The sequence below is a fragment of the Izhakiella australiensis genome (genome assembly GCF_002006995.1).
Taxonomy (GTDB): domain Bacteria; phylum Pseudomonadota; class Gammaproteobacteria; order Enterobacterales; family Enterobacteriaceae; genus Izhakiella; species Izhakiella australiensis.
In genome coordinates this window covers 522,529-541,250 of the sequence record NZ_MRUL01000002.1, presented here as the reverse complement: position 1 = coordinate 541,250, position 18,722 = coordinate 522,529, and the positions used below count along the sequence as shown (strand labels likewise).

Below are 18,722 nucleotides of genomic sequence, written 5' to 3'. Positions count from 1 at the left end.
AATGGCAAACGATACCCTGTCACTTGACGCGCAGCATGGCGATGAAACGGCGCTGACAAAGCGTCAGCTGCGCCTGACCTTGCTATCATCGGTGGTTGGAACCGCACTGGAATGGTATGACTTTTATCTGTACGGCACCGCAGCGGCGCTCATCTTTAATCATCTCTTTTTTCCGCAGTTCAATCCCATGCTGGGAACCCTGGCGGCGTTTGCCAGCTATGGCGTCGGTTTCCTGGTCAGGCCGCTGGGCGGTCTGCTGTTTGGTTATATCGGCGATCGCTATGGACGGCGGCCGGTCCTGATCTGGACGCTACTGCTAATGGGACTCAGCACCACGCTAATCGGTCTGCTGCCGGGCTACGGACAGATTGGCTTTGCCGCGCCGTTGCTGTTGACGCTGTTGCGTTTACTGCAAGGATTGGGCGCCGGGGCGGAGTTTAGCTCGGCGATTACGCTGTGTGCGGAGAAAGCGCCGGCGGAGCGTCGCGGCTACTATGCCAGCTGGTCAGGCGTGGGTATTGGCTGCGGCGTATTGCTGTCAGCGGCGGCCTTCGCGCTGGTTCAGCAGCTGCCGGAGCCGGATTTTCTCAGCTGGGGCTGGCGGATACCCTTTGTTCTTAGCCTGCTGGCGGTGGTGGTCGGAGGACTCATTCGCCTGTATGTCAGCGAATCACCGGTGTTTAATCAGCTGCGCCAGCAGAAAAAGCAGGTCAGGGCGCCATTCGTACGCGTCTGGCAGCATAACTGGCGTAATTTTCTGGTTGCGCTGGGGGCGCGGATGGCGGAAAACAGCGCCGGTTTCTTTCTGCAAGTCTGGTCGCTTTCTTATGTGACACAGCATCTGAAAGTCGCCAGCATGGTGCCCGTTACCGGCGTTCTGCTTGGCGCAGCGTTCGGCTCGCTGGCGATTCCTTTTTATGGCGCATTGTCGGATCGCATCGGACGTCGGCCGGTCTATATGGGCGGCGCTATTTTATTCGGCGTGGCCGTGTTCCCTTATTTCTGGCTGCTTAATACCGGCAATCCGTGGCTTATCATCCCGGCGATGGTGTTTATGATAGCGACCGCGAATTATTCGATGTTTTCGGTCCAGTCGGCCTGGTTTGCCGAGCTGTTTGAATCGCGAACCCGGGTCACGGCGATTTCTATGTCGCGGGAGATTTCTTCTATTTTTGCCGGCGGTCTGGCGCCCATGATAGCCAGTGCGCTGCTGGTCTGGTCAAACGGGCACTATGCCTCGGTGGCGGTTTATATGATTGTGCTAAGCGCGATCACCGCCGTAGCGGTGGCTTTGGGTCCGGAAACCAAGGGGATTTCTCTTGGTAGCTGATGCGTAGTCGCCATGTTTGGCTTGTCTGGGGTGATTAATTTTGCCGTCTGGCTCTCACGCGTACGCATTTATACGCTTATTATTTAAAAAATGTTCGCAAGCGTTGCAGCAATGCTGCAATCAGTCGCCCCGCCCTGGCGGGGTTTTTTTATGCCGTTTTGTACGGTGAGGTTATAAAAAACAGGGCGTTAAGCTTGCTTCAGCTGCCAGCCGTTATGAGCCGGACTGGTTCGCCGCAGACCTCCAGGGGGGAGAGGCATGATAAAGGTGAGCAAGCAGCAATCTTATCTGTCAGTCGATCACCAGGCTCAGTATTGCGTAAGGGGGCACTATGTCCAGTCAGCATGTTGTACCCGCTCTGAACGCGGTCGCATCATCAACGGGCTCCCATCACTGGCTGTCAGGGACGGATTACAGCGTAATGTTTGGCGCTTTTGCCGGCGCGGTATTTTATGTAGCCAGCGCGGTCGAGCTTCGCTTACTGCAAAGAGCGGCTTACTTTGTGGTTTCTTACATCATGGGGATTTACGGCTCTGGCCTGGTTGGCGCGAAATTAGCCGAATTTCTTGGTTATCAGGACCATCCATTAGATTCGCTGGGGGCGGTACTGCTCTCCGCTCTGGCGATAAAAACGCTGACATTTTTCAGCAAGCAGGACCCAGGATACTGGCTCAAGCGGCTGAAAGGAGGAAATCATGATGCTAAGTGATCTGATGGTATGGAGTAACGTAATGATTTGTAGCGCTATCGTCATCCGGCTGATGTTTTTCAAAAGGCCGGACTCGCAGCATCAATGGTGGGCCGCGTGGTTAGCCTATGTGATCATCCTCGCTTACGCCTCGGTGCCTTTTCGCTTCCTGTTTGCCCATTACGGCCCGATACACTGGGCGTCGCTGCTGATCAATTCCATTTTGTGCGCGGCGGTATTTCGCGCCAATGGTAATATTGCGGTCATTTTTTACGTGCTCAAGCCGGGTCGGCGTTGAGGATCTTTTAGCGGGTTTCCTGATGACCTGTTTTGGCATTGCCGCCGCCAATCCAGTTAACATAATCTGTTAATCAGACTGGTACTAATCTGTTTTTAGATAAAACTGAGAAAAAAGCGATTATTCTGGCCGTTATACGGTTGGAAGCTGGCCTTTGGGGCTATAAGATAGGTCCCAAAGCCAAATGAGGAGAATCACGTGTCAGAAGCCGCAACTGTTGAAACCCCACCGGAAGACCGACTGGAAGAGGCCAAAAACATTGCGCTGGGATGGCGTATTGTCGGCCAGGTTGAACCTCAATCCCTGGAAGAAGCGAAAGACATGTTGCAAAACAGTGCTGAATACGCCGCGCGCGTTTATGACATTCTCTATCAATATACCCGCGATCGTCAGAGCTGAGTGGCTGGCACGTTATTCGGTTAAAAAAAAAGCCCGGCTCAGGCCGGGCAAATTTATTCTGTTTTCTTTTAGTTACGGAACCAGCAAGTTCACGGCAGGAATTTTCTGCTTTTTTGATTAGCTGCGCAACGCGATCTTTGCTTCAGAATGATAAAATTTACTTATTATTGACGCGCTATTTCTTTGGGTTAAAACCAGTTGAGTTCTATTTTTTCAAGTTAATTATTTGAATTTTATTAATTAATTTTAATTTTGCCATTGCCGGCGCTGTGATATCCAATAAGACAGATTGCTGCTGCGGCTGATTATCCGTCACTATTCTCCACACCAATTCCCATCTGACCCGCTTTTAGCGGTGAGGGCAGTTACAGGCGGCTGATCTATACTTACTTCGCTAATGAAAAGGAGATAAAACAATGAAAAAAATTATTCTGCTGCTGTCTGGCGTATTGCTTAGCGCGACCCTGACAGCCTGTGCGTCCAATGCCTGGATGTTACATATGAAGGACGGTAGTTCGGTAGTAGCCCAGGGCAAGCCGGAAATGGACAGCACTACCCATGAAGTTATTTACACCGATGAAAATGGCCAGCAACAGGCGGTCAATGAAACTGATATTCAGTCAATGTCGCGGGTAAACTAAATCAGTGACAGCAGGAAAACGGCGCCGGTTTCTGACCCTGCAATGGCGCCTCCTGTCGACTCCCCGATAGCGGGCTAATAGCCTGCTATCCATTCAGATAAGCCTTAGTTTCTTCATTACTCATTCAGGCAGTTTCTTTATTCCAACACGCCGACGGGTGAATAGCTTATTCACCGTTGCGTGTCAGCTTTGTCAGCAAGCCCGGGATTTTGTTACCGATTGCCGTCGCTGGCGTCAGCGCTTTTATGCATACTTAGTCAGCCATCAGGCTGCTGATTTACAAGCGGCGTTCATCCGGCGGCGGGTTTTCTTGCACGGTTCAGGCTGTGCTAAGCTCCGGCTACGGAAATTTTTCACATGGAGAGGAATTTGTGTCTGTTTACCTTCCGGCTGGCCTGCTGTTGCTTGCCGCCAGCCATACCAACGTCGCCAAAGGGGTCTTCGAGTTTCAATTAACCTGTCCCGGGCGCGCCACGATGACGGTTTCAAGGGTCTATTATGGGTTAACCACCCTGTTGTGGCCTGAACATCAGTTTCAGATTGCCGCAGGCAAAACGTTCTCTCGTCTCGATAACGGTGATAGAGTTTCGGTTACTCTGTTTCGCAATGGCGATCAGATGATGGTGGATGATCGTACCGGGGAAACCTTTTTTTCCTACGCCGGCAGCAACAAAGTCATCCCCTGCCAGCGCAGCGCGAACCGTGCGATCCAAATCGTTACGCTGCCGTCATGGCATCCCGCCAGCGATCGACATTCTTAACTTTTCCCTCGCCCGATTTGGCTATCAGCGCGGGCTTCACGCCAGGAGCTTAAATGGATATCGTTCTGACCCATAATCCCAGTCATGAAGATTTGCATGAAATCCGCTGCGGTTTACTCAATTACAACCGCCAGTTTATGGATATCAAACGCATTACGCCGTTGGGATTTTTTATTAACGGTGAGCAAGATCAAAAGCTGGCCGGGCTGACGGGCAGCATCGCCGGCGACTGGCTGCGCATTGATATGCTGTGGGTCAGCGAGGCGCTGCGCGGTCAGCAGGTAGGATCGCGGCTGATACAGGCGGCAGAAGAGGAGGCGCGTCGGCAGCAGTGCCGCTATGCGCAGGTTGATACCGCCAGCTTTCAGGCGCGTCCTTTCTATGAAAAGCTGGGCTACCACCTTGGCTGGACGCTGGATAATTATCCGCACCCAGGCCAGCAGCGTTTTTACCTGACCAAAGACCTCTAGCGTTCACTGCTTATCAGGCGTCAACCTCGCCGCGACGTAAGTCCAGCGGCGAGTTTTCCGCCTCATCGAGGATCGCCAGCCAGCGCGGCAAATCAACCTCCTGCCAGGGGACATCGCCGGACGTGGTGCTCAGCAGCAGCACATCGGGTCGCAGCGCCCGGTAAAAGTCGAGGCTTTGGTGCAAATCCGCTTCATTGCTGTCCTCACCCAGCATGGTTACCCATCTGCCGTCATACAGCGTGAGCGTATCGCCGACGAACAAATAGGTCTTTCCATTGGGCGAGGCATATAGATAGCTGGTGCTGCCGGGGGTATGCCCGGGCGTTGGCACCACGTGGAAGCTGCCGCAATGGACTTCAGCCTGGCTGAAGGTATCATCCGGTTCGGCAAAATGCGTTACGGCGCCCAGCGCTTTGTTATGGCAGTAGAGCGCAGCGTTAAAACGCTGCTGCAATAGCGGCAGAGCGGGGCCGGCCTCGTGCCAGTGCGTCAGATAGTGGCGAAAAATTCCGCCGGCTTCTTCAATCGCCTGATGATCAATTGGATTTTCCATGCGGGAAATCAGAATATTGCCGCGCGCATGTTTCAGCAAAAATCCATGCATCATCAACGGCGGCGTCACCGCACCTTCCGTTAACTCCTGGGGAATAGACACCCATAAATCTTCATAAAGCTGCATCATGGCGCACTCCTGCGGCCGCGATCAGCGTAGCGTTGGGTGGCCTGAAAGCGTCAGACGACAGTCTGTCCCATTGACCTGCAGATGCCCGCGGGCACCCAGCGGCAGCGTTACAGTATCCCGGTCATGACCGAAAGGCAGACCGGTAACCACGGGTAAGCCGGTTCTTTCGCTTATCAACGCCCAGACGCTATCGAAGTCGTAGCCATTATCATATTCGGTCAGCTTGCTGCCGGTAAAACTGCCGGCGATGATGGCGCTCTGGCGTGCGAGGATGCCGCAGTCAGCCAGTTGTAATAGCATTCGCTCGGTGCGAAAAGGATGCTCATTGATATCCTCGATCACCAGAATGCCGCCTTCAATCGTCGGTAGCCAGGGCGTTCCCACCAGAGAGGCCAGCATAGCCAGATTTCCTCCCCAGACGGTACCGCTGACATTCAACTGCCTTGCAGATGTTTGCCATTCAACCTGTAATGTAGGGGAAGTCATCGCTCGCCAGAAGTGGCTGAGTGTGAATTCAGATAAATGCTCAGCGCCAAAATTGCCGGCCAGCATCGGGCCGCTGAAGCTAATAACCCCGCACTGACTGAGCAGCGCCATCTGCATGGCGGTAAAATCGCTATGACCGCAAAGCGCCAGCGGCTGGTCGCGTAACCTGGCACCCAGCGCGGCAAAATCCAGCGCTGGCAGCAGCCGGGTAGCGCCGTAGCCGCCGCGCACCGCCAGTACGATATCGGGCAGGTGTTGGCAATCGAGCAAATGCTGCCAGTCGGCAAGGCGTTGCGCATCGCTACCGGCGAAGCGCTGAAACCGACGCGCAATCACGTCTTCGCCGCTGACCTGATGGCCCAGCTGCTGGAAATAAGCGACGCCTCGCCGGGCTGCGGCCTGATTATGGCAGTAGCCGGAAGGGGCGATCAGCTGCAGATGTCGGGAAACGGAGGTGCTCATTACTGATATTCCATTCGGTACTGCGAAGGCAGTCATGGTTAAGTAACTTTAAGATTATCGGTAATTTTACCAGAATTACAGCCTGATATGATTAAGCGCGAAACGGCGACTCAGGAATAAACGGGTGAATAAACGTACGCTATCTCTTTGTGCATTAACGTTACTACTGGCGGGATGTGCCAGCGAGCAGGCTTATCATCCGCAGCGAGCAACAACGCCAGAGCATAAAACGCCATTGACCAAAGCGCCACCCAGTGAAGTGGCAGACAGCTGGTCGTTGTTTACCGAACAGGCTTCAAAAGTATATGGTGTCGATCAGAAGCTGATTGACGCGATTATCAGCGTCGAGTCGGGCGGTAATCCGACGGTCGTCAGCCGTTCCAATGCCATTGGTCTGATGCAGATTAAGGCCTCAACGGCGGGCAAGGAAGTATACCGCTCGCAGGGGCGTCACGGTCAGCCAAGCAATCGTGATCTGCGTGACCCGGCGATTAATATTGATATCGGCACGGCCTATATCAGCCTGCTGCGGGAACAGTCGCTGGCGGGGATACGTAACCCTGAGACCATGCGCTATGCGCTGATTGTTTCTTACGCTAACGGCGCCGGCGCGCTGTTACGGACCTTCTCCTCCGACCGTAACAAGGCGATTGCCATGATTAACGCCATGTCTCCCGAAGCGTTTTATCAACACGTTCAGCGCAGTCACCCGGCGGCTCAGGCGCCGCGCTATTTATGGAAGGTGACTACCGCGTATCGCACCATCAGCTGAGGCTGTTACTGAAAGCGGGTCGCCTTTTCCCGCGCCAGGCGTTCAAGGGCAAAGATAACCTGCTGTAGCTGGCGCTCCTGAACCGGTGGAACATAGGAAAAACGGAAGCTGAGGCGCGGCGTGACCAGCATTTCATTTTTACTGCTGATAACGCTGCGCTTACCGATACTGATTAGCTGCACGTCCATCTGAAACTGCCCATAGTCACCCATTTCTACCTGTAGGTTTTTCAGTATATCGCCAGGTGCCAGGCCTTCCGGCGGTTCGCTGTCGCATAGCACGCCAATGCCTCCCAGAGAAAGATCCTGCAGGCGAAAGCGCTGGGTGCTGCCGTCCGGCCAGACGCAGGAGCACCAGAATATCGGATCGAGCGGTGGATAAACGCGGAAAAATTCCCGCCGCTGAATCGCCCAGAGTGTTTCTGGTAACGCGGCGGAAAAGGCCGGCAGGTTTTCATAGCTAACGCTGCTGAACGACGGGACGGTCAGCTCGATACGCGCTCCCTGGGCGTCTGCGGTCAGGTAGATATTTTCCGCCGTGAGCGCCAGCTGGTTATCAAAGCTGCTACTGCCGTAATCCAGAATCAGCTGCTGCTGGTCAACATACAGTAATTTGGAAATAAACTGCCCGCGTGAGTGTGAAACCATCACCGGCGTTTGAGATTTAAGCAAATCCTTCAGCGTATTGCTGACTGCCAGAGGGCCCCTTTTAAGAAACTGCTCGTTATCGACCTCTTTCACATCCCGCTCCGTTATTATTCTTACTAGCTTAATCAGATTTGAAGTCTTATCGCCAGAGTATCGGCGGTGGCAGGAGAATCTTTAGCGGTTAACTTACTTTTGCTACCTTTTCGCATGAGATTACACTTGGAATATTCTTACCCCTGATATTTCCTTCTATACTTATCAGCATAATTTCTCAGTAAATCAACATCAGGAGCGATGATATGGTCACTAAAAGGCAGGTTAAGAAAGCGGTAGCAGACAGCGAAGAGTCGGTGAAGAACAGCAGCTGTGCAGCGATGGATGAGCTGTGCAATCTGACCCAGGCATCCTGTCGCTATATTAAAGAAAACCCCTGGGCGGGCGTCGGCATCGGCGCCACCCTGGGTCTGGTCGTTGGTGCATTACTTAGTCGTAAATAAGGAGAAATAACAGATGGGCATTATTGCATGGATTATTTTTGGTTTGATTGCCGGTATTCTGGCTAAGTGGATTATGCCGGGCAAAGACGGCGGCGGTTTTATTGTCACCGTCATTCTGGGTATCGTCGGCGCCCTGGTGGGCGGCTGGATCAGTACCTTGCTCGGCTTTGGCAAGGTTGATGGCTTCAACGTTGGCAGCTTCGCCGTCGCGGTGGTTGGCGCGCTGGTGGTGCTGTTCATCTATCGCAAGCTGCGCAGCTGATCGACTGAATACAAACAAAACGAGCAGGCCAATGCCTGCTCGTTTCCGCTTATCACCCGCGAGCTTAAAGCCGACTTTCCGGCAATATCGTCTTAATTAGAGCCGTAGCGCTGGCGTCATTTCTCAGCTGCCATCAGAAATCATAGCCGAAGGTTGCCACCACTGAACGCTCCACCCCCCAATAGCAATTATTTAGCGTATAGCAGGCAGCCACATATTTACGGTCAGTCAGATTATTCGCATTAAGCTGTAACCAGGCGCCTTTCAGATTGCTATTGATGCTTGCAAGGTCAGCGCGTACCGATAGATCAAACAGGGTGACAGAGGGCAGGCGGGTGGTATTTTCGTTATCCGCCCACTGTTTGCCGATATAGCGTACGCCTGCGCCGGCGGAAAGGCCGTAATCAAATTTATAATGCACCCAGGCATTCGCCATGTTATTCGGCGTCAGAATCGGCGTATGGCCTTCGTTGCCGTCAATGGAGTCCTTAAAGCGCACTCTGCTTAAGGTGTAGCTGGCAATGGTGCTCAGACGCGGCGTCAGCTGATTATGCGCTTCCAGCTCAATGCCCTGCGAATGAACCTTACCTGCCGGTTCAAAATAAGAACCGACAATCACCCGGTTACCGACGTTTTTTTGCGTCAGATCGTAAACCGCCAGGGTATACAGATCCTGGGTGCCAGCAGGCTGATATTTTACCCCGGCCTCATATTGTTCGGCGCTGGTCGGCTCCAGCAGGTCGCCGTTGGCGTCGGCAAGTACCTGTGGCGTAATGGCCTGGCTGTAGCTGAGGTACGGTGAAATACCGTTATCGAAGGCATAAAGCAGCGCGGCGCGGCCGCTGAGATGGTCATCCTGACGTCGGTGCTTGCTGCCGGTTGCGTAGGCTTCGCTTTGTGACACGATGCGATCGTAGCGCCCGGAGAGATCCAGGTGCCAGCGGTCCCATTTCATCTCATCCTGCAGATAAAGGCCGGTTTGATAATAACGACGCTGGCTGCGGGAAAAATCATAATTATACTGGGGACCTATTGCCTCGCCGCTCCGGGCATTCAGCGGATTAGCGGCGCCGGCGGCGTCCCGCAGATCGTTGGTAAACTGGTGATATTCAGCACCCAGTACCATTTTATGCTGTAATTCCCCGGTATTGAAATCCGCCTCCAGCTGATTATCAATGGCCCAGGCATTGAGTGACGAGCGCGAGCCGGAATAGTAACGGCTCAGCAGGTCAGAATCAGCGCTCAGCCAGCCGGTCTGATAGACCTGGTCAACATCCACAGTGGAGTGCGAATAGCTGGCATTTGAGCGAAATGCCCAGGTGTCATTAAAGCGGTGCGAAAATGCCAGGCTGTAGATCTGCTCATTGCGTTTAAACTGATCAAGCGCGCTGTCGCCATCGTAAAATCCATTGCTCAGCTTATAGCCATTATGCCCGTTGATGCTGCCTTCGCCCGGAACCGAACTGTGATAGCCGCCGGAAGGATCTTTTTCCAGATAAGCGCGCAGCAAAAGCGAAGTATCTTCACTGGGCTGCCATAGCAGGGAAGGCGAGATGGCATATTTTTCTTCCCGGGTATGCTGATACTGCGTATCGCTGCTGCGCGTCAGGCCGACCAGGCGAAACGCCAGCCGATCGTTAATGGCGTTAGTATAATCAAAGGCGGCGCCGCGGGTGTTGTTGGTTCCTCCCAGCAGGCGGAAATGTCCTTGCTCACTGAATAACGGACTTTTTGAGGTATCCATCACCAGGCCGCCGGGCACCGTCTGACCATACAGCGCAGAGGAAGGTCCTTTAATCACATCCAGCCGCTCAAGAAACCAGGGATCGACCTGCAGCACGTTAAAGCTGCCGGCGTCGCTCATCAGTCGCAGGCCATCCAAAAACGTGTTGTCAACGTCGCCGCCGTGGAAGCCGCGCAGGGAAACGGCGTCATAGCGGGTCGCGGCGCCGGCGAAGTTGCTGAAGGCACCGGCGGTGTAGTTGAGCGCATCGTTTACCGTCAGCGCGCCCTGATCCTCCATCTGCTGCCGGGTGATGACTGAAACCGACTGCCCGCTGGTAATTAAAGGCCTGTCGGTTTTGGTTGCGCCTTTGCTGGAAGGCGCCGTATAGCCGCGGGTCGGGGCATCGGCGCTTTCTATTGGCGCGGCGCTGACCAGCATATTCTCTTCAGCAAAACTGTAATTTGGCAACGCAGCAGCCAGACTGCACAGCAGAACTGAACGCTTAACGGTAAAGGCTATTTTCATCATTAAGTCCGTACATATGTTGTGCTTGCCGCAATAATTCGCATTAAGCATGTTCTCATTAGCAACTAATGATAATAAGAACTTTTATGATAATATTAACGAGAATTATTATCTTTTGCTGCTAAGCATGCAACTGTTTGTTTTTCTTATCTGTTAACATTATAAAATGTACGGATAAACCGAGGGATTGCTTATTGTGGTGCTGAAATCTCGCTATGGTCAGCTGCTAAAGCTCTTCTAATGGCGCACTTCTGAAACTTCTCAAACCGATCACTTTAAGTGCGTCCCGGTATAAAAATATTTTTTCTATCGGGCTCGTCTGTCTGTTCGTTTCCTGTGCTTTCTCACTGTCTGCAACAGAAAGATATTCAATGTTTCGGGGGCCAGTTTGCCGGCTTGCCAGGGTAAATAGCAGTTTGCTGCGTCTGAGATGGCCGGGAGAAGTGACAATCAGCGCGCGTTTTATTTTTTGCTGGCTGAGAATATAACGGGCAAAAAGCGCATTTTGCACGGTGCTTGTTGAGTAATGATCGGCAAATATCCGGCGGTTATTTACGCCATGTTTTATCAGCCATTGCGTCATTGCCTGTGCTTCCGTCCGGTTATTTTTCGGCGCGCCACCCGTGACGATCAGAATAGCCTGTGGAAATTTTTGCGCCAGCTGCAACGTTTTCTCAAGCCGTGCAACCAGAACGCTGTGCATTGAACCGTCAGCGTTGAGGGCATAGCCCATGGTCACGATAGCCAGTTTATCGGTGCGCTGCTGGGGCGCTGGTATTTCATCCTGCCAGGGAGAAATAAGGATACGATCGATGGTGTGCAGTAATCGCCTCACTTCTGATTCTCGTTCAGAAGAAAGCGTTTTCAGTTGATCCATGCTGTTTTGTTGCGCGTTAAGGTTGCCCTGCATATGTCGCCAGACTGAAAGATAAGTCAGTGCATCGATATCCTGAGGGGCAATAAGTAAGATTTGTTGATAAATACAAATAGCCTTATCAACATCATTAAGATGAATATAAGCACTGGCCTGACTGAATAGCAAATCGGCACGCCAGGGGGCTAATTTAAACGCTGCTTTAAGCTTTTCGATAACTGCAGCCATATTATCAGCAGTTTTTTGTGCCATTCCTGGCTTTCTTACTCTTTCAGGCGAGTTATAAATGAAACTTGCTTCCTGAAGTAAACGTCCGACGTCTTTTGTCGTCAGGCTTTCATCTTTGGCGTAGTTAGCGTCCTTGGGATCTTTTGCGATAATGGCATTTGAGAAGAAAATAACCGTTAAAAAAATAAATAGTCTTATCATCAGGATGTCGCATTAATATTTAAACAGGGGCAGGGGGGAACCATCAGCTCAGCTGATGGTTTTATCGGTGAATATTTATCTGAATTTAACGTCAGCAATGCTATGAGTTTATATTCCTTTCGATGCTTGCAGTAGATTGGTCAGTATTATTTTTAGGGGATGCTCCGATGGTTAAAATATTAGCTACCGGGCGCAATTTTTCATCGCCTTTTGCAATCTGGTTGATTTTACCTGACGCACTTATGTAGCCCATTGAGATAGAACCTGCACCATCCAGGTTTAACGATGTAGCGTTTGGCGCACCCTGTGCCACAATCTCTTTCCATTCAGACATCGTAACGCCTAAATCACGCTTATAGCGGTCAGTTGTCAGCGTATGCAAGGTAACGTCTTTTTCGTCATTAATGGAGATCGCCGCTCTGGGATTTGGATTGCCGCAATGAGTAAGATTACCCTGAAAATAGGCTGCAAGATTTTTCTGGCCGTTGGCATAGTAATAGTTAAAACGCTGATCGGCGAAATTCATATTCTCATCGTTAAGATACGGTCCGCACGACAATAATGCCCTTTTATCTTTGACAATGTGGCCATAGTCATCCCGCCACTCTCCCGGTATCGGCAGTTTATTGTCGCAGCCATCGGCATGGCCAATCTTATGCCCCTGGTATTTATCTCCGGTGGCAATGGCGCTGGAATCTCTGTTGGGATCCTGCCCGGGTCCCGTTGCCGGACGGACTATCAGCATATGTGACAAAAAAGCTGAAAATCCGCCGTTGATGAATGCCTTTGGCCCTTTAACATTGTTGTCTTTTAACAAGTCATTGCTGTTTTTGCCAAATACATTATCAGGCGTATGTAATACATTGAGATCGTTCGCGCCGTGGGTAATATGCATCGCATCATATCTTGAGCCAACCTTCATGGTGGCATATATTTTTGCTTTATTACTGCCCGTTGGCGGATAAAAAAACGTATCACTCTGCTTGTTAACCTTTTCATGGGCGATGCCATTGGCAAACACTTCGTACGAGATGACGCTGTCAACGGCAAGCGCTCTTTCTTCGCCAATAATCCTTTTTAATACCTCAAAGGAGGTGATGAGTGGTTTCTCTGCTGTATTTGAAACGTTAGCTATCCGTTTAGCCAGCAGAGTTGCCTTCTCACCGCCTGTATTATCCGGAACAGGACAGGGTGAGTTAAAACTCACGCCCGAAATTTTCATAACCAAACTCCTTGTCTCTCCAACGCTACCGGTATCATCGCTTTTACCCACGCCCTGGCGTTCTGGCCTGATAAACCTACCGAAGCTATTTATCGACGCAGTTTGACTGATAAGGGCGAGTAGTCAGGCCGTTTATAACCTAATATCTGGCGGCTTTTTTTTAAAAAACGCTTATTTCAGCGCGCTGATGGGTTTTTTTATATTTTTTGCAACCGGGTTAATATTTTTAACGTTCAGCGAAAAATTTATCTTCGTTAATCCAGTTATTCACCGTTGTCGTCATTGGCAACGGTGATTTAACCGGGTCTGAAGTGGTGATCAGCGCCCACTTCGGCCGCGTCGCAGCCGTGGAAAGCGAGCATGCATCTTCAGGCTGCGCAAATTAATAACCGCAATGGCGGTGCCGAGCATCACCAGCAGCGAACCGCAGATTTTAAACTGGTTCATGCTGTCGCCGAGAATAACCACGCCCATGATTACCGAAAACACCGGCGTCAGCAGGGAGTAGGGCATGATCAGATTGATGTTATAGGTTCTCAGCATGCCGTACCACAGTGAGTAGGCGATGATTGAAGAGAAAATCGCGCTGTAGAGAATGCCGAACCAGCCACGCCAGCTGGCGTGGCTGAGGGCGTACAGCTGGTGGGTTTCCTGACTCAGGCTGGTCAGGCCGACGATTGGTATTGCAAACAGCGCCATCCAGCCGGTCATCGCCAGCGGATGGATAGCCGGGGTTTTTTTCACCACCAGGTTGCTGATAGCCCAGCCGCTGGCGCTGCACAGCAGCAGACACAGTACCCACCAGGCCGGAATGGTCGGGCTGCCGCTGAGTACCGCTACGCCGCTCAGTGAAATGGCGATACCAAATAGTTGCACTGGCTTCAGCCGCTCCTGCAGCACCACCATTGCCAGCACCATGGCTATCGGGGTTCCCATCTGCACAATCACCGCGCCGGTACCCGCATCGGTATATTTCATGCCGACGAACAGCAGGGAAAAATGCATAAAGCCGAAGGTAAAACCCAGCGTCAGCAAATAGGGGAGCTGTCTGCGGGTGATGCGGGTAAAAGGCACCAGTAACACAGCCACCACCACAAAGCGCATCAGGGTGAGAAACAGCGGCGGTATTTCCAGCAGCCCCCATTTCACCGCGACGTTATTAAATGCCCAGATGGAAACCACTAACAGAATGAGAAAAAAATGCCGTACCGCCACCTCGCTTTCCTTACGCTCTCCCGATGAACGCTTGCTATATCACCTGAATATCATGACATGAATTGCCGCGCTTGCGCGGGGAAAGCGCGGTTTTTTTTAAATTTTGTCCGCTTATTACCCTCCGTTATCGGCCCTCAGTAAACGTTATGAGGCCGTGGCGGTAATTTTTGCCGCACAGGCGGTACGTTAGCGCCGCCGTCTGAGGATTAAGCGGACGATGAGAATGGCATTGCCGCTGGCTATTATCCAGCGTGAAACCCGCCTGATGGTAATCGCCGCGCCACGGCAGGCAACGATATAGCAAAGCGCGGCGGCGCTCACAATTCTCGCCTTCCATCGGTTTTTGTTATGGTTTTGTTACTTGCTGGCCTGCAGCAAATATGGCAACGTAATTTATGGTTGTCTATACAAGACTGAACAACTCAGCGGCACCCACATTATCTGCCGTCCGGCGCCGATGGCGTAGCTATCCGTCCGCGACATTATTACTACAGGCAAGGAGTTAAATTATGTCGTTTGCATCATCTGATGATGCGCGTCCGTCGGCGCGTGGGGAAAAGCGGCTGGTTGAACGCCGCTCCATTGATTATATCCCTGATGCTGAGCGTCATGGACGTCCGGGCAGTCAGTTTACCCTCTGGTTCGGTGGCAATTTACAGATCACCGCCATCGTTACCGGCGCGCTGGCGGTGGTGCTGGGCGGTGACGTAGTCTGGTCACTGGTCGGGCTGCTGGTGGGGCAGGTTATCGGCGCTGGCATTATGGCGCTGCACGCCATCCAGGGGCCGCGGCTGGGTCTGCCGCAGATGATCACCTGCCGCACGCAGTTTGGCGTTTACGGCGCGGTGATCCCGCTGCTGCTGGTGTGCGTCATGTACGTCGGCTTTTCCGCCAGCGGTACGGTGCTGGCCGGTCAGGCGCTGGCGCATCTTACTGGCGCCAGCGATAATATTGGCATCATCGCTTTTGGCGCGATCATCATCTGCGTAGCGATGCTCGGTTATCGGCTAATTCACGGCCTGGGTAAGGTGGCCAGCGTGGTTGGCGTGCTGACGTTTATCTATCTGTTTGCCCGACTGCTGATGGAAAATGACCTGAGTTCGCTGCTGGCTAACCGGCATTTTTCGCTGCCGATGTTTTTACTGGCGGCGTCGCTCTCTTCGTCATGGCAAATCGCCTTTTGTCCCTATGTTTCTGACTATTCGCGCTATCTGCCGCGTAACTTTTCTTCCGGCAAAACCTTCTTTGCGGTATTCGCCGGCACCACCCTGGGCACCCAGGCATCCATGACGCTGGGCGTGGTGGCTGCGGCGCTGGCGGGCAAGGCTTTTTCCGGCAATGAGGTTGGCTATATTGTCGGGCTGGGTTCAACCGGGGCGATGGCGATGGTGCTGTATCTTGCCATTTGCTTTGGCAAAGTAACCTTTACCACCCTTAACGCCTACGGCAGCTTTATGTCGATTACCACCATCGTTTGCGGCTTCCGCCGTACAACCGCGATATCACCACGCGGACGGCTGCTGTTTATTGTTCTGATGGTGCTGATTTCCTGTGCGATCGCTATGCTGGGAGAGCCCTCATTTCTCAAAGCGTTCACTCAGTTTCTGCTGTTTTTACTGGCATTCTTCGTACCCTGGAGTGCGATGAACCTGATGGATTATTATTTTATCAGCCGCGGACACGTGGATATCCCGGCGCTGGCCGATCCGGACGGGCGCTATGGTCGCTGGAATCTGAAGGGCATCGCGACCTACACGGTGGGCGTACTGGTGCAGCTGCCGTTTGTATCTAACGGATTTTTCAGCGGCCCGCTGGTGTGGATATTTGATGAAAATGATATTTCGTGGATTATTGGCTGGGTCTTTACCGCCTTGTGTTGGCTGGTGGTAAACCGTCGCCGCGACAAGGTGTTAACCGCCACGGTTTATCCCGAATAATCACCAGAGCTTAGCAGACTGGCGATCCTGTCGGGGGGGATTGCCTCTGAAAACAGATAGCCCTGCAGCTGGTTACAGCCCGCTTCGGCGAGTGCGCTCATCTGGCTGCTGGTTTCTACCCCTTCAGCAGTAACGGTCAACCCCATCGCATGGCCCAGCTTGACCACTGATTCTATAATTGCCGTTGCATTTTCACCGCTGTCCAGCGACTGAATAAAAGAGCGATCGATTTTAATTTTATCGACCGGAAAGTGGCTAAGATAGTTGAGGCTGGAATAGCCGGTACCAAAATCATCCAGCGCAATGCGAAAGCCCGCAGCGCGTAAACCATCAATAATGACCTTCGCTTCCTGGGTGTCATCCATCAATACCCCTTCGGTGATCTCCAGCTCAATTTGTTGGCTGTCCGCCTGCTCGCTGCGCACAATTTCGCTAATGCGCTCAACAAAGCCCGCGGAGCGGAACTGTATCGGCGACACGTTGACCGCGATGCTAAGCTGCGGCCACTGGCGGGCGACGCGGCAAGCTTCGCGCAGCACCCACTCGCCAAGCTGCACGATTTGGCCGGTTTCTTCGGCAATGGGAATAAACTCGGCGGGCGGAACAAAGCCTTTTCCCGGATGATGCCAGCGCAGCAGCGCTTCCAGCCCCATAACCCGGCTGCCGTCAATATTCATTAGCGGCTGATAATAGACCTGCAGTTTTTCCTGCTGCAGAGCCTGACGCAGTTCTGATGCCATAAGCTGGCGCGTTTTGATCGACTCATCCATCCGGGCGGCAAACAGGCAGCACTGCCCGCGCCCCTGATGCTTCGCTTCATACAAGGCGATATCAGCCTTACGCATCATTTCCTGACGATCGACTGCATCCTGCGGAGCGATGGCCACGCCAATGCTCACGCCAACCCAGGCTTCGTTCCCCAGTAGCATAAAGGGGCGGTTCAGCGCATCAATAATGTTCTGGCACAGCAGCGCCACGCTGCGTGCGCTTTTTTCCGGGTGGTAAATGATAACGAACTCATCGCCGCCCAGGCGGCCAACCGTATCCACGTTGTTGACCAGCGGGAGCAGGCGGTTCGCGACCTCAACGATCAGGCTGTCACCGGCGTGATGGCCGAAAGTATCGTTAACGTTTTTAAAACGATCGAGATCGAGCAACAGCAGGGCGACGCTCTGCTTCTGGGCAGCAAGCAGGCTATGATTAAGCCGGTTTTCAACCAGCGCCCGGTTTGGCAAGCCGGTCAGAACGTCATGAAAGGCGATGTGCTGGGCCTGCGCTTCGCTGGCGCTAAGTTGCAACAGGGTGCTGGAGAGCCGCAGCGAGGAAAGCCACAGGCGGCGTATCATCACGATGCAGATTATCGTAATGATGATGACCACCACCAGCACCACCGGACCGATAAAACGCAGCATCCGGCTGCCGGGCTTGTCGGGCTGCCAGCTGAGCACGCCGACCGCTTGTCCCTGAAGATTACGTAAGGTATAGCGTGCAGGAAGAGGCAGGGGATTGCCGTCTTCGATAATCCGCAACCCTTGCAGATGGCTGCGTTCGCTAAGCGCTTGCAAATAATCAGCGTCGATAAAACGCACGCTAATCAGCAGATCGGCATTGCGCGGATCGCTGGACGCGCCGATGCTACTGACCGCCAGCATCGCCGGGCGGCCGCCTAAACGGATTAGCGCGACGCGCTGTAGCGGCTGAATGGCAGGGGCGTCAGCTTGCCAGCGTCGGGCGTTCTCTACTACTTCGTCAGCGTATCCATTCGCTGCCATTCCTGGCCGCTCCCAGCGATAACGTATCTGCTGCCCGGCACTCAGTATGTATACCAACTGATGGTTAAACATCTGCGACAGCCAGCCGCCGATATTTTCATCCATCCAGGGGACGTCAAGGGAGGCGGCTTGCAGATGCTCTATGAGCAACCGCCATTGGGCCAGACTTTGCTGCTGTTGGCGCATCTCTTCGGCGCTTTGCAGCAAAGATGCGTGGATGATGCCATGCTGAACTTTCAACGCATCCTGATTATTTTTTACGGTGGCCCAGGATAAGGTGGCGCTGGCGGCGATAAAGGTAATAACCAACACGGCAACCAGCGGGAGTAAAATCTCACGAATGAAATGGCTGCGAAAGCTGTTAGTTATTTTTATCAACAAGGTTTTGCATGTCCGAAATGAGTTATGCCGGGTACCATCAGACTAGCACAAAAACCGCCAGGCACTCGTGAGGGCGCCGCGCGCAGTGAGGACAATAGAAAAGTCTTGCCGGACGACGGAGGATGCTTTTTGACCATTGGGTGACAGAGGCGTTGGGATGGCTATTTTCTGTCTGAAATTTGGCTGGTTGTTAACGAAAGTTGGTATTAATCCGAAAAAAAGCATTATCGGAATAATGCGGATTCT

20 protein-coding genes are annotated in these 18,722 nt (G+C 52.7%); 11 read left to right on the top strand and 9 right to left on the bottom strand.

What is annotated here, in order from left to right; genetic code table 11:
- Position 1: 1 nt before the first annotated feature.
- The 7 genes from BTJ39_RS05800 to BTJ39_RS05770 all read left to right on the top strand — a co-directional run bounded on the left by BTJ39_RS05800 (position 2) and on the right by BTJ39_RS05770 (position 4,587).
- Entirely contained in the window at positions 2-1,330 is a 1,329-nt protein-coding gene (locus tag BTJ39_RS05800) for an MFS transporter (RefSeq protein ID WP_078001723.1), read from the top strand.
- A 331-nt stretch (positions 1,331-1,661) separates the two neighbouring features.
- Positions 1,662-2,039: a putative holin gene (locus BTJ39_RS05795; RefSeq protein WP_078001722.1), complete on the top strand. Its 378-nt coding sequence runs from the start codon at positions 1,662-1,664 to the stop codon at positions 2,037-2,039.
- On the top strand, positions 2,026-2,316 hold the full coding sequence (locus tag BTJ39_RS05790; RefSeq protein ID WP_078001721.1) for a phage holin family protein: 291 nt from the start codon (positions 2,026-2,028) through the stop codon (positions 2,314-2,316). Before BTJ39_RS05795 ends, BTJ39_RS05790 begins: the two co-directional genes overlap by 14 nt.
- A 198-nt stretch (positions 2,317-2,514) precedes the next feature.
- A complete protein-coding gene (locus tag BTJ39_RS05785; RefSeq protein ID WP_078001720.1) occupies positions 2,515-2,715 on the top strand; it encodes a hypothetical protein in 201 nt (66 codons plus the stop codon).
- A 416-nt stretch (positions 2,716-3,131) separates the two neighbouring features.
- Positions 3,132-3,356 (top strand): YgdI/YgdR family lipoprotein, encoded by a 225-nt coding sequence (locus tag BTJ39_RS05780; RefSeq protein ID WP_078001719.1) that lies wholly within the window; start codon positions 3,132-3,134, stop codon positions 3,354-3,356.
- 371 nt (positions 3,357-3,727) lie between these two features.
- Entirely contained in the window at positions 3,728-4,117 is a 390-nt protein-coding gene (locus BTJ39_RS05775) for a hypothetical protein (RefSeq protein ID WP_078001718.1), read from the top strand.
- 53 nt (positions 4,118-4,170) lie between these two features.
- Complete coding sequence (locus BTJ39_RS05770; protein WP_078001717.1) at positions 4,171-4,587, top strand: GNAT family N-acetyltransferase; 417 nt, start codon at positions 4,171-4,173, stop codon at positions 4,585-4,587.
- Between the two features lie 13 nt (positions 4,588-4,600).
- Here the strand turns inward: BTJ39_RS05770 and BTJ39_RS05765 are convergent, their stop codons facing one another.
- Positions 4,601-5,269, bottom strand: a complete 669-nt coding sequence (locus BTJ39_RS05765; RefSeq protein ID WP_078001716.1) for an MBL fold metallo-hydrolase — start codon at positions 5,267-5,269, stop codon at positions 4,601-4,603.
- Positions 5,270-5,290: 21 nt separating this feature from the next.
- Positions 5,291-6,217 carry a muramoyltetrapeptide carboxypeptidase gene (gene ldcA, locus BTJ39_RS05760; RefSeq protein WP_078001715.1) on the bottom strand — a complete coding sequence of 309 codons (927 nt, stop codon included), beginning with the start codon at positions 6,215-6,217 and terminating at the stop codon, positions 5,291-5,293.
- 124 nt (positions 6,218-6,341) lie between these two features.
- Here ldcA and emtA point away from each other — a divergent pair, with 124 nt between their 5' ends.
- The gene (emtA, locus tag BTJ39_RS05755; RefSeq protein ID WP_078001714.1) at positions 6,342-6,989 is read left to right on the top strand and encodes a membrane-bound lytic murein transglycosylase EmtA; all 648 of its coding nucleotides are present in this window, start codon (positions 6,342-6,344) and stop codon (positions 6,987-6,989) included.
- Positions 6,990-6,994: 5 nt separating this feature from the next.
- Here the strand turns inward: emtA and BTJ39_RS05750 are convergent, their stop codons facing one another.
- Positions 6,995-7,729 carry a flagellar brake protein gene (locus tag BTJ39_RS05750; protein WP_078001713.1) on the bottom strand — a complete coding sequence of 245 codons (735 nt, stop codon included), beginning with the start codon at positions 7,727-7,729 and terminating at the stop codon, positions 6,995-6,997.
- Positions 7,730-7,935: 206 nt separating this feature from the next.
- Here BTJ39_RS05750 and BTJ39_RS05745 point away from each other — a divergent pair, with 206 nt between their 5' ends.
- Together BTJ39_RS05745 and BTJ39_RS05740 are read left to right on the top strand one after the other, a co-directional pair.
- Complete coding sequence (locus BTJ39_RS05745) at positions 7,936-8,133, top strand: ElaB/YgaM/YqjD family protein (protein ID WP_078001712.1); 198 nt, start codon at positions 7,936-7,938, stop codon at positions 8,131-8,133.
- Positions 8,134-8,146: 13 nt separating this feature from the next.
- Positions 8,147-8,395: a GlsB/YeaQ/YmgE family stress response membrane protein gene (locus BTJ39_RS05740; RefSeq protein WP_078001711.1), complete on the top strand. Its 249-nt coding sequence runs from the start codon at positions 8,147-8,149 to the stop codon at positions 8,393-8,395.
- 133 nt (positions 8,396-8,528) lie between these two features.
- On the opposite strand, the gene BTJ39_RS05735 is transcribed toward BTJ39_RS05740, so the two are convergent.
- The 5 genes from BTJ39_RS05735 to BTJ39_RS25275 form a co-directional block, all read right to left on the bottom strand.
- Positions 8,529-10,646 (bottom strand): TonB-dependent siderophore receptor, encoded by a 2,118-nt coding sequence (locus BTJ39_RS05735; protein ID WP_078001710.1) that lies wholly within the window; start codon positions 10,644-10,646, stop codon positions 8,529-8,531.
- Between the two features lie 226 nt (positions 10,647-10,872).
- Entirely contained in the window at positions 10,873-11,949 is a 1,077-nt protein-coding gene (locus BTJ39_RS05730; protein WP_078001709.1) for a YdcF family protein, read from the bottom strand.
- Between the two features lie 100 nt (positions 11,950-12,049).
- On the bottom strand, positions 12,050-13,171 hold the full coding sequence (locus tag BTJ39_RS05725; protein WP_078001708.1) for a phosphodiester glycosidase family protein: 1,122 nt from the start codon (positions 13,169-13,171) through the stop codon (positions 12,050-12,052).
- A 318-nt stretch (positions 13,172-13,489) separates the two neighbouring features.
- On the bottom strand, positions 13,490-14,386 hold the full coding sequence (locus tag BTJ39_RS05720) for a DMT family transporter (RefSeq protein WP_078001707.1): 897 nt from the start codon (positions 14,384-14,386) through the stop codon (positions 13,490-13,492).
- A 186-nt stretch (positions 14,387-14,572) separates the two neighbouring features.
- Positions 14,573-14,707, bottom strand: a complete 135-nt coding sequence (locus BTJ39_RS25275; RefSeq protein ID WP_277869765.1) for a hypothetical protein — start codon at positions 14,705-14,707, stop codon at positions 14,573-14,575.
- Between the two features lie 188 nt (positions 14,708-14,895).
- Here BTJ39_RS25275 and BTJ39_RS05710 point away from each other — a divergent pair, with 188 nt between their 5' ends.
- Positions 14,896-16,323 (top strand): purine-cytosine permease family protein, encoded by a 1,428-nt coding sequence (locus BTJ39_RS05710; protein ID WP_078001705.1) that lies wholly within the window; start codon positions 14,896-14,898, stop codon positions 16,321-16,323.
- On the opposite strand, the gene BTJ39_RS05705 is transcribed toward BTJ39_RS05710, so the two are convergent.
- Entirely contained in the window at positions 16,311-18,473 is a 2,163-nt protein-coding gene (locus tag BTJ39_RS05705) for a putative bifunctional diguanylate cyclase/phosphodiesterase (RefSeq protein WP_338418155.1), read from the bottom strand. The genes BTJ39_RS05710 and BTJ39_RS05705 overlap by 13 nt on opposite strands.
- Positions 18,474-18,722: the final 249 nt, after the last annotated feature.